The following is a 9,759-nucleotide window of genomic DNA, read 5'->3' on the forward strand; positions in this document are numbered from 1 at the left end:
GTCGTCGCATGCCGCTATTGTGCATGGCCCAAGAAAAAACCGCCTCCAGAGAGGCGGTTTCGGTGGCGTGCGGCGCAGAGCGGCGCGTCACTTTTTCTGGCGGTACTTGCGCAGGGCCGCGATCTGGGCCGCCATGACGGCCAGCTCGGACGTCGCCTTGGCCAGGTCTACGTCGCTCTTGGCGTTTTTGAGGGCCTCTTCGGCCGCTTTGCGGGCGTCGTTGGCCTTGGCCTCGTCCAGGTCCTTGCCGCGGATGGCGGTATCGCTCAACACCGTCACCAGCTTGGGCTGCACCTCCAGGATGCCGCCGGCCACGAACACGAACTCCTCGCCGCCGTCGGCCTTCTCGATGCGCACCGCACCGGGACGGATGCGGGTGATCAGCGGGATGTGACCGGGCAGAATGCCCAGTTCGCCCGACTCACCCGGCAACGCCACAAACTTGGCTGGGCCGCTGAAGATCGACTCTTCGGCACTCACCACCTCGACTTGTATCGTGCTCATCTTTACTCCTTGTTGAAACCGGCATGAAGCGCTGGGCCAGTCTTCCGGTGCCTGGCCACCTCACCGCACCAAGGCACGGAACAGGTGGCCACCGGGTGACCGGCCGGCACGCTTTAGGCCAGCTTCTTGGCTTTCTCGAAGGCTTCGTCGATGGTGCCGACCATGTAGAAGGCCTGCTCCGGCAGGTGGTCGCACTCGCCGGCGGTGATCATCTTGAAACCACGGATGGTTTCGGCCAGCGGCACGTACTTGCCGGGCGAGCCGGTGAACACTTCCGCGACGTGGAAGGGCTGCGACAGGAAGCGCTGGATTTTCCGGGCGCGGGCCACGGCCAGCTTGTCTTCCGGTGCCAGTTCGTCCATGCCCAGAATGGCGATGATGTCGCGCAGTTCCTTGTAGCGCTGCAGGGTGCCCTGCACCGCACGGGCGGTGTTGTAGTGCTCTTCACCCACCACCAGCGGGTCGAGCTGGCGGCTGGTGGAATCCAGCGGGTCCACGGCGGGGTAGATACCCAGGGCGGCGATGTCACGCGACAGCACCACGGTGGAGTCCAGGTGGGCGAAGGTGGTGGCGGGCGACGGGTCGGTCAAGTCGTCGGCCGGCACGTACACGGCCTGGATCGAAGTGATCGAGCCCACCTTGGTGGAGGTGATGCGCTCCTGCAGGCGGCCCATTTCTTCGGCCAGCGTCGGCTGGTAGCCCACGGCGGACGGCATGCGGCCCAGCAGCGCGGACACTTCGGTACCGGCCAGGGTGTAACGGTAGATGTTGTCCACGAAGAACAGCACGTCACGGCCTTCGTCGCGGAAGGACTCGGCGATGGTCAGGCCGGTCAGGGCCACGCGCAGACGGTTGCCCGGCGGCTCGTTCATCTGGCCGTACACCATGGCCACTTTGGATTCGGCCAGGTTGTCCAGCTTCACCACGCCGGAATCGGCCATCTCGTGGTAGAAGTCGTTGCCTTCACGGGTGCGCTCACCCACGCCGGCGAACACGGACAGACCGCTGTGCGCCTTGGCGATGTTGTTGATGAGCTCCATCATGTTCACGGTCTTGCCCACACCGGCGCCACCGAACAGGCCCACTTTACCGCCCTTGGCGAACGGGCACACCAGGTCGATCACCTTGATGCCGGTTTCCAGCAGCTCTTGCGACGGGCTCAGCTCGTCGTAGGCCGGGGCCTTGCGGTGGATGGAAGCGGTCAGGGTCTGGTCCACGGGGCCGCGCTCGTCGATGGGCGTGCCCAGCACGTCCATGATGCGGCCCAGGGTGGCCTTGCCCACGGGCACGGTGATGGGGGCGTGGGTGTTGGTCACGACCATGCCGCGACGCAGACCGTCGGACGAACCCAGCGCAATGGTGCGGACCACGCCGTCACCCAGCTGCTGCTGCACTTCCAGGGTCAGCGCGGAACCTTCCATTTTCAGCGCGTCGTACACGCGGGGCATCTGGTCGCGCGGGAACTCCACGTCCACGACGGCGCCGATGCACTGAACGATCTTGCCTTGTGCTTGAGACATGATGGATACCTTTAAATTTCTCTAGATTCTTGAGTCCCCGGCCTCAGACGGCCGCGGCGCCTGCCACGATTTCCGACAGCTCTTTGGTGATGCCGGCCTGACGGGTCTTGTTGTAGACCAGCTTGAGCTCGTTGATCACGTTGCCGGCGTTGTCGGTCGCGGCCTTCATGGCCACCATGCGTGCCGATTGCTCGGACGCCATGTTCTCGGCCACGGCCTGGTACACCTGGGCTTCCACGTAGCGGATGAGCAGCTCGTCGATCACGGTCTGCTGGTCCGGTTCGTAGATGTAGTCCCAGTCGTGCCCGGCTTCGCCGGCTTCCAGGTCCTGGGTGCTCAAGGGCAGCAGCTGTTGCACCACCGCCTCTTGCTTCATCGTGTTGATGAACTTTGTGTAGCACAGGTACACCGCGTTCACGCGACCTTCGGTGTAAGCATCGAGCAGCACCTTGACCGGGCCAATCAGCTTGTCGAGGTGCGGCGTGTCGCCCAGGCCGGTGACCTGAGACACCACCTTGGCGCCGATGCGGTTCAAAAAGCCCAGGCCCTTGTTGCCGATGGCGACCACTTCCGCAGTCTGGCCCTTGGCCTGCAGGTCCTTGAGCTGGTTGGTCACCTGACGCAGCACGTTGGTGTTCATGCCACCACACAGCCCCTTGTCGGTGGTCACCACGATCATGCCCGACGCCGTGGCGTCGTCGTGGGTCACCATGAAGGGGTGCGTGTAGTCCGGGTTGGCACGGCTCAGGTTGGCAGCGATCTGGCGCACCTTCTCGCTGAACGGCCGGGCCATGCGCATGCGGTCTTGCGCCTTGCGCATTTTGGAGGCGGCCACCATTTCCATGGCTTTGGTGATCTTCTTGGTGTTTTCCACCGATTTGATCTTGCCGCGTATTTCCTTGCCTGCTGCCATTGATGCTCCTTAATCGGTCGCTCGCGCGCCGCTTAGTAGGTGCCGGTCTTCTTGAACTCGGCGATGGCCGCGTTCAGCTCGGCTTCGGCGTCCTTGTCCATGGCCTTGGCGCTTTCCAGCTTGGCCAGCAACGCAGCGTGCTTGTCCTTCAGGTGGGCGTGCATGCCGGCTTCAAAAGCCAGGATCTGCTTGACTTCCACGTCGTCCATGAAGCCCTTGTTCACGGCGTACAGGGTGGCCCCCATCAGGCTGATGGACTGCGGGCTGTACTGGGCCTGCTTGAGCAGTTCGGTCACGCGGGCACCGCGGTCCAGCTGCTTGCGGGTGGCTTCGTCCAGGTCGGAAGCGAACTGCGCAAAGGCGGCCAGTTCGCGGTACTGCGCCAGGTCGGTACGGATACCGCCGGACAGGCCCTTGACCAGCTTGGTCTGGGCGGCACCGCCCACGCGGGACACGGAGATACCGGCGTTGATGGCGGGGCGGATACCGGCGTTGAACAGGCTGGTTTCCAGAAAGATCTGGCCGTCGGTGATCGAGATCACGTTGGTCGGCACGAAAGCGGACACGTCACCGGCTTGGGTTTCGATGATCGGCAGTGCGGTCAGCGAGCCGGTCTTGCCCTTAACTTCACCCTTGGTGAAGGCCTCGACGTAGTCGGCGTTCACGCGGGCGGCACGCTCCAGCAGGCGGCTGTGCAGGTAGAACACGTCGCCGGGGTAGGCTTCGCGGCCCGGCGGGCGGCGCAGCAGCAGCGACACCTGGCGGTAGGCCACGGCCTGCTTGGACAGGTCGTCGTACACGATCAGGGCGTCCTGGCCGCGGTCGCGGAAGTACTCACCCATGGTGCAGCCGGAATAGGCCGACAGGTACTGCATGGCGGCGGACTCGGAAGCCGAGGCAGCGACCACGATGGTGTATTCCATGGCGCCGGCCTGCTCCAGGGCGCGCACCACGTTCTTGATGGACGACGCCTTCTGGCCGATGGCGACGTACACGCAGGTCATGTTCTGACCCTTCTGGTTGATGATCGCGTCGATCGCCACGGCGGTCTTGCCGGTCTGGCGGTCGCCGATGATCAGCTCGCGCTGGCCACGGCCGACGGGCACCATCGAGTCGATGGACTTCAGGCCGGTCTGCATCGGCTGGTCCACAGACTGGCGGGCGATCACGCCCGGCGCCACTTTTTCGATCACGTCGGTCATCTTGGCGTTGATCGGGCCTTTGCCGTCGATCGGGGCGCCCAGGGCGTTGACCACGCGGCCGACCAGTTCAGGGCCCACCGGCACTTCCAGAATGCGGCCCGTGCACTTGACGGTGTCGCCTTCGGAGATGTGTTCGTACTCACCCAGAATCACGGCGCCGACGGAGTCGCGCTCGAGGTTCAGCGCCAGGCCGAAGGTGGGCTGACCGTCTTTGCCGGCCGGGAATTCCAGCATCTCGCCCTGCATCACGTCGCTCAGGCCGTGCACACGCACGATACCGTCGGTCACGGACACCACGGTACCCTGGTTGCGCACATCGGCAGAGGGGGCCAAGCCTTCGATGCGGGACTTGATCAGTTCAGAAATTTCTGCGGGATTGAGCTGCATGACTCTTTCCTTCTTTCGTAAGTTGTGACGCTTCGGGACACACCGCGGCTCACGCCGTCAGGGCCACTTTCATTTGTTCCAGACGGGCTTTGACGGAAGTGTCCAACACCTCGTCACCCACCACCACGCGCACGCCGCCGATCAGTTCGGGCTGCAGCTCAACCTGAAGGTTGAGCGGACGACCGAAACGCTTTTCAAGGACGCCGGCCAGGTCGGTCAGGGCAGCGCCGTCGATGGGGTAGGCGCTGTAGACCACCGCATCGGAGGTGCCCTGCTGGGCGGTCATCAGGGCGCGGAACTGCTGCGCAATTTCCGGCAACACCGCCACGCGGCCGTTTTCGATCACGACGCGCAGGAAGTTGCGGCCCTGCTCGGGCAGTGCCGGCTTGGTCGACCCCGCGATCACGTCAAGCACCTGCTCGTTCGTGACCTTCGGGTTGTCGGCAAACTGCAGCAATTGCTCGTTGCCTGCGATGACGGCCAACGCTTCCAGCCATTCAAAGGTGGCGGGCACGTCGGCCTGGGCGGCCTTGAACAGTGCTTCGGCGTAGGGGCGTGCTAGGGTGGCAAGTTCGGCCATGGGTCAACCTTTGTGCGCGGGAATCAGAGTTCGGTCTTCAGGCGGGCCAACAGGTCGGCGTGAACACCGGCGTTGATTTCGCGCTGAAGGATTTGCTCGGCGCCCTTGACAGCCAGACCGGCCACTTGCTCGCGCAGGGCTTCACGGGCCTTGTAGATGGCCTGTTCGGCTTCGGCCTGGGCATTGGCCATGATCTTGGCCGCCTCTTCGGTGGCACGGGCCTTGGCGTCTTCGATCAGCTGCTGGGCACGGCGCTCGGCGTCGGCCAGGCGAACGGCGGATTCGTTGCGCGACTTGCTCAACTCTTCCTCGACACGCTTGTTGGCGATGGCCAGCTCGGTCTTCGCGGTTTCGGACGCAGCCAGACCTTCGGAAATCTTGAGCGCGCGCTCGTCCAGGGCCTTGGCGATCGGGGGCCACACGAATTTCATCGTGAACCACACCAGCACCGCGAAGACGATGGCCTGCGCAAAGAGGGTTGCATTGATGTTCATCGCAACGCCTTTCTGTGTGTTATCGAAAGTTGAAACGCTGATGCTGTGGCGCATACCCCGGTGCGGACACCGGGGTACCCTTCCTCACAGCAAACTATCAGATGACGAAGGGGTTCGCGAAAGCGAACAGCAGAGCAACGGCCACACCGATCAGGAACGCAGCGTCGATCAGACCGGCCAGAATGAACATCTTGGTCTGCAGGTCGTTCATCAGCTCGGGCTGACGTGCCGAGGACTCCAGGAACTTGCCGCCCATGATGGCGATACCGATAGAGGCGCCAACGGCACCCAGAGCAACGATCAAACCGCAAGCCAGTGCGACGAGACCCAGAACGTTTTCCATGATGACTCCTTTGAGAGATGAGAGGAAGGTTAAGTTGAGAGAACGAGAAACACAGTGCGCGGGTTACGCGAACTCAGTGCGCATCATGAGCCTGACCCAGATAAATCAGAGTCAGCATCATGAAGATGAACGCCTGCAAGGTGATGACCAGGATGTGGAACAGGGCCCACACCGTGCCGGCGACCAAGTGCCCGACGAATAACAGGCCACCCGTGAGCGAGAGAGCGGCGTAGCCACCCAGCAGCGCGATCAGCATGAAGACCAGTTCACCCGCGAACATGTTGCCAAACAACCGCATGCCGTGCGAAACCGTCTTCGCCACGAACTCGATCATTTGCATGAGGAAGTTCACCAGACCCAGCGGGATGGCGAACAATGGATTTTTGCTGGTACCGAACGGCGCGCTCACCAGTTCGTGTGCCCAGCCACCCAGACCCTTGATCTTGATGTTGTAGAACAGGCACATCACCAGCACCGAGCACGACAGACCCAGGGTGGTGGACAGGTCGGCGGTGGGCACGACGCGCAGGTAGTCGGGGAAGCCCATGGCCGGACCGGCCACGTGCCACAGCGCGGGCAGCGCATCGACCGGCAGCATGTCCATGAAGTTCATCATGAAAATCCAGCAGAACACGGTCAGCGCCATGGGGCTGATGAGTTTGCGGCTCTGGGCGTTGTGGATCAGGCCTTTGGCCTGGGTCTCGACCAGTTCCACCAACATCTCCACCGCGGCCTGGAAGCGGCCCGGCACGCCGGCGGTCGCCTTGCGGGCGGCCAGCCACAGCATGAAGCAGACGAAGATGCCCAGCACGATGTTGACCACCACCGAGTCGATGTTGATCACCGAGAAATCGACGATCGACTCCTGCTTCTTGTTCGCCAAGTGCTGGAGGTGGTGGCGAATGTATTCGCCCGGGGTCGGTCCTACGCCTTCAGTAGCCATGGTTGATCAGCCCATCAAAAGTCAAAACATCGTCAATGCGGTCGACGGCGCTGGAACAGGAAACCCAGCCAGTACGCCTTCAGCACCACCACCAGCCCGGCCACCAGGCCCAGCCAGCTCAGGTTGGGCACCCAGCGCGGGGCCGACCACATCATGGCCAGCGCCAACAGCACCTTGATGCCTTCCCACAAAAACACCCCTGCCAGCGACAGGCGTGCCGCCCCGGGAAACCACCGCACCACCATCCGCGTCAGCGGACTGGACGTGACCCCGTAGGCCATCAGCGCCGAGGGCAGCGCGATGCACAGCCCCCCGTAAAACACCGACCAGGCAACCGAGGCCTGCCGCGTCGCCAGGGCCGCCAACAGCGACACCGCGAACATCAGCGACCACTGCCACCCCACCACACGCCAGGCCGACATCTGCGGCTGGCGTGCCCGCCACCGCTGCGCTTCTTCGCGCGACAGGGGCTTGATTTCTTCGACCGGGACCTCATCTGCCCAGTCATCCGGCTCGCTCGGCACCTGCCGGGTGGGCGGGGACGATGGCGGCTGTGTCATTGTCTGACCCCCAAATTACGCACAGGTTACAAGCTCGACCGTGCACCGCCGTGCCGGTGTAGCCTTCGATTATACGTAGAAACCCCATGGCCACGTCAAGGGCTTCTGCGCGGTCGCCGCGACGGCGCCTTGGCGATAATCCCCACCATACCCCCCTCCTGCCAGCCATGACCACCATCCCTCCAGAGCAGTCCCTGATCGAATACCCCTGCGACTTCCCCATCAAAGTCATGGGGGCACACGTGGAGGGCTTCGCCGCGGCCGTCGTCCACATCGCGCGCCAGTTCGACCCCAACTTCGACGACGGCACGGTGGAACACCGCCCCAGCAAGGGCGGCAATTACCTGGGCCTGACCATCACCGTGCGCGTGACCAGCCGCGAACAACTGGACGAACTGTACCGCACGCTCACCACCCACCCCATGGTCAAGGTGGTGCTGTGAGCCTGCGGGTGCGCGAGCTGGGCCGGGTTGGCTACGGGCCCACCTTCGAGGCCATGCAGCGCTTCACCGCCGAGCGCACCGAGGCCACCCCCGACGAACTCTGGCTGTGCGAACACGACCCGGTGTTCACCCAGGGCCTGGCCGGCAAGGCCGACCACGTGCTGCAGCCCGGCGACATCCCGGTGGTGGCCAGCAACCGCGGCGGGCAGGTGACCTACCACGGGCCGGGCCAGGTGGTGGCCTACCCGCTGATCGACCTGCGCCGTGCCGGCTACTTCGTCAAGGAATACGTGTACCGGCTGGAGGAGGCGGTGATCCGCACCCTGCGCCACTGGGGCGTGACCGGCCACCGCGTGGTCACCGCGCCGGGGATTTACGTGCGGCTGGCCCACCCCTTCGACCACAGCGCCCTGACCGGCCCGCGCCCCGGGGGCGACCCGTTCGCCGGCCTGGGCAAGGTCAGCGCGCTGGGCATCAAGGTGCACCGCCACTGCACTTACCACGGGCTGGCCCTGAACGTGGCGATGGACCTGGAACCCTACCGGCGCATCAACCCCTGCGGTTACGCCGGGCTGCAAACGGTGGACCTTTCTACAATCGGGGTTCAGGCCACACCCGCCGAGGTGGCCGCGGTGCTGAGCCAACAGCTCGGCGCCCTGCTGGCCCCCTGAGCCCCGCCACCCCACACGGAACCCGCACCATGAGCACCCCACCCGTCGTCCGCGACGCGGCCCCGGCCGACCATTACGACCCCACCGCCAAACAGAAAAGCCAGGCCAAGACGGCACGCATCCCGATCAAGGTGGTGCCGGCCGAGGTGTTGAAAAAACCCGACTGGATCCGCGTCAAGGCCGGCTCGCCCAGCACCCGCTTCTACGAGATCAAAGACATCCTGCGCCAGAACAAGCTGGTGACGGTGTGCGAGGAAGCGTCCTGCCCGAACATCGGGGAATGTTTCGGCAAGGGCACGGCCACCTTCATGATCATGGGCGACAAGTGCACCCGCCGCTGCCCGTTTTGCGACGTGGGCCACGGCCGCCCGGATCCGCTGGACGCGAACGAGCCGGAGAACCTGGCCAAGACCATCGCGGCACTGAAGCTGAGGTACGTGGTGATCACCAGCGTGGACCGCGACGACCTGCGCGACGGCGGCGCCGGGCACTTTGTGGCCTGCATCCAGAAAACCCGCGAGCTGTCACCGCTGACGCAGATCGAGGTGCTGGTGCCCGACTTCCGCGGCCGCGACGACCGCGCGCTGGAGATCCTGAAGGCCGCGCCGCCCGACGTGATGAACCACAACCTGGAAACCGTGCCACGCCTGTACAAGGAAGCGCGCCCGGGGTCGGACTACACCTTCAGCCTGAACCTGCTCAAGAAATTCAAGGCGCTGCACCCGAACGTGCCGACCAAAAGCGGCCTGATGGTGGGCCTGGGCGAAACCGACGAGGAAATCCTGGCGGTGATGCGCGACATGCGCGCCCACGGCATCGACATGCTGACCATAGGCCAGTACCTGGCGCCCAGTGGCCACCACCTGCCGGTGCGCCGCTACGTGCACCCCGACACCTTCAAGATGTTCGAGGCCCAGGCCTACGAGATGGGTTTCTCCCACGCCGCCGTGGGGGCCATGGTGCGCAGCAGCTACCACGCCGACCAGCAGGCCCACGCCGCCGGCGTGTGACCTGAACCCACAACCCGGCCTGCGGCCGGGGCACGCGCAACAAAAAGGCCGCATCGCGCGGCCTTTTTGCTGGGGTGCGGTGGCGTCAGCGCGCCAGTTCCACCACGGTCACGTCCACCCGGCGGTTTTTGGCCCGGCCTTCGCGGGTGTCGTTGCTGGCGACCGGCTCGCTTTCGCCCTTGCCTTCGG

Annotated in this window: 12 protein-coding genes and 1 pseudogene; 3 read left to right on the forward strand and 10 right to left on the reverse strand. The window is 64.4% G+C overall.

Annotation, left to right across the window (positions count from 1 at the left end; genetic code table 11):
- Positions 1–87: 87 nt before the first annotated feature.
- The 9 genes from HA630_RS05345 to HA630_RS05385 form a co-directional block, all read right to left on the reverse strand.
- Positions 88–504 (reverse strand): F0F1 ATP synthase subunit epsilon, encoded by a 417-nt coding sequence (locus HA630_RS05345; RefSeq protein ID WP_166833028.1) that lies wholly within the window; start codon positions 502–504, stop codon positions 88–90.
- A 113-nt stretch (positions 505–617) separates the two neighbouring features.
- Positions 618–2,024, reverse strand: coding sequence for a F0F1 ATP synthase subunit beta (gene atpD / locus HA630_RS05350; RefSeq protein ID WP_166833030.1), 1,407 nt, complete (start codon positions 2,022–2,024; stop codon positions 618–620).
- 43 nt (positions 2,025–2,067) lie between these two features.
- Positions 2,068–2,937: a F0F1 ATP synthase subunit gamma gene (atpG, locus tag HA630_RS05355; protein WP_166833032.1), complete on the reverse strand. Its 870-nt coding sequence runs from the start codon at positions 2,935–2,937 to the stop codon at positions 2,068–2,070.
- A 32-nt stretch (positions 2,938–2,969) separates the two neighbouring features.
- Positions 2,970–4,526 (reverse strand): F0F1 ATP synthase subunit alpha, encoded by a 1,557-nt coding sequence (atpA, locus tag HA630_RS05360; RefSeq protein WP_166833034.1) that lies wholly within the window; start codon positions 4,524–4,526, stop codon positions 2,970–2,972.
- A 49-nt stretch (positions 4,527–4,575) separates the two neighbouring features.
- Complete coding sequence (locus HA630_RS05365; protein ID WP_166833036.1) at positions 4,576–5,106, reverse strand: F0F1 ATP synthase subunit delta; 531 nt, start codon at positions 5,104–5,106, stop codon at positions 4,576–4,578.
- A 23-nt stretch (positions 5,107–5,129) separates the two neighbouring features.
- Positions 5,130–5,600, reverse strand: coding sequence for a F0F1 ATP synthase subunit B (locus tag HA630_RS05370; protein WP_166833046.1), 471 nt, complete (start codon positions 5,598–5,600; stop codon positions 5,130–5,132).
- 97 nt (positions 5,601–5,697) lie between these two features.
- Complete coding sequence (atpE, locus tag HA630_RS05375; RefSeq protein ID WP_101048787.1) at positions 5,698–5,943, reverse strand: F0F1 ATP synthase subunit C; 246 nt, start codon at positions 5,941–5,943, stop codon at positions 5,698–5,700.
- A 73-nt stretch (positions 5,944–6,016) separates the two neighbouring features.
- Positions 6,017–6,886, reverse strand: a complete 870-nt coding sequence (atpB, locus tag HA630_RS05380; RefSeq protein WP_166833038.1) for a F0F1 ATP synthase subunit A — start codon at positions 6,884–6,886, stop codon at positions 6,017–6,019.
- 32 nt (positions 6,887–6,918) lie between these two features.
- Complete coding sequence (locus HA630_RS05385) at positions 6,919–7,410, reverse strand: ATP synthase subunit I (protein ID WP_371809205.1); 492 nt, start codon at positions 7,408–7,410, stop codon at positions 6,919–6,921.
- Positions 7,411–7,613: 203 nt separating this feature from the next.
- Between HA630_RS05385 and HA630_RS05390 the strand changes: the two genes are divergently transcribed.
- Genes HA630_RS05390 through lipA form a run of 3 tightly spaced genes read left to right on the forward strand, consistent with a single transcriptional unit; the run spans position 7,614 to position 9,570 of the window.
- A complete protein-coding gene (locus HA630_RS05390; RefSeq protein ID WP_166833042.1) occupies positions 7,614–7,889 on the forward strand; it encodes a DUF493 family protein in 276 nt (91 codons plus the stop codon).
- A 53-nt stretch (positions 7,890–7,942) separates the two neighbouring features.
- Positions 7,943–8,560, forward strand: coding sequence for a lipoyl(octanoyl) transferase LipB (gene lipB / locus HA630_RS05395; protein ID WP_243855354.1), 618 nt, complete (start codon positions 7,943–7,945; stop codon positions 8,558–8,560).
- A gap of 29 nt (positions 8,561–8,589) precedes the next feature.
- Positions 8,590–9,570, forward strand: a complete 981-nt coding sequence (gene lipA, locus HA630_RS05400) for a lipoyl synthase (RefSeq protein WP_166833044.1) — start codon at positions 8,590–8,592, stop codon at positions 9,568–9,570.
- 85 nt (positions 9,571–9,655) lie between these two features.
- On the opposite strand, the pseudogene HA630_RS23435 reads toward lipA, so the two are convergent.
- Positions 9,656–9,759, reverse strand: a pseudogene (locus tag HA630_RS23435) (OmpA family protein); the annotation flags it as partial.

This window comes from Aquabacterium sp. A08 (assembly GCF_011742065.1).

Excerpts from the sequence above, each read along its gene's own strand:
- HA630_RS05345 (WP_166833028.1), bottom strand. The coding sequence starts at position 504 with ATGAGCACGATACAAGTCGAGGTGGTGAGTGCCGAAGAGTCGATCTTC.
- atpD (WP_166833030.1), bottom strand. The coding sequence starts at position 2,024 with ATGTCTCAAGCACAAGGCAAGATCGTTCAGTGCATCGGCGCCGTCGTG.
- atpG (WP_166833032.1), bottom strand. The coding sequence starts at position 2,937 with ATGGCAGCAGGCAAGGAAATACGCGGCAAGATCAAATCGGTGGAAAAC.
- atpA (WP_166833034.1), bottom strand. The coding sequence starts at position 4,526 with ATGCAGCTCAATCCCGCAGAAATTTCTGAACTGATCAAGTCCCGCATC.
- HA630_RS05365 (WP_166833036.1), bottom strand. The coding sequence starts at position 5,106 with ATGGCCGAACTTGCCACCCTAGCACGCCCCTACGCCGAAGCACTGTTC.
- HA630_RS05370 (WP_166833046.1), bottom strand. The coding sequence starts at position 5,600 with ATGAACATCAATGCAACCCTCTTTGCGCAGGCCATCGTCTTCGCGGTG.
- atpE (WP_101048787.1), bottom strand. The coding sequence starts at position 5,943 with ATGGAAAACGTTCTGGGTCTCGTCGCACTGGCTTGCGGTTTGATCGTT.
- atpB (WP_166833038.1), bottom strand. The coding sequence starts at position 6,886 with ATGGCTACTGAAGGCGTAGGACCGACCCCGGGCGAATACATTCGCCAC.
- HA630_RS05390 (WP_166833042.1), top strand. The coding sequence starts at position 7,614 with ATGACCACCATCCCTCCAGAGCAGTCCCTGATCGAATACCCCTGCGAC.
- lipB (WP_243855354.1), top strand. The coding sequence starts at position 7,943 with ATGCAGCGCTTCACCGCCGAGCGCACCGAGGCCACCCCCGACGAACTC.
- lipA (WP_166833044.1), top strand. The coding sequence starts at position 8,590 with ATGAGCACCCCACCCGTCGTCCGCGACGCGGCCCCGGCCGACCATTAC.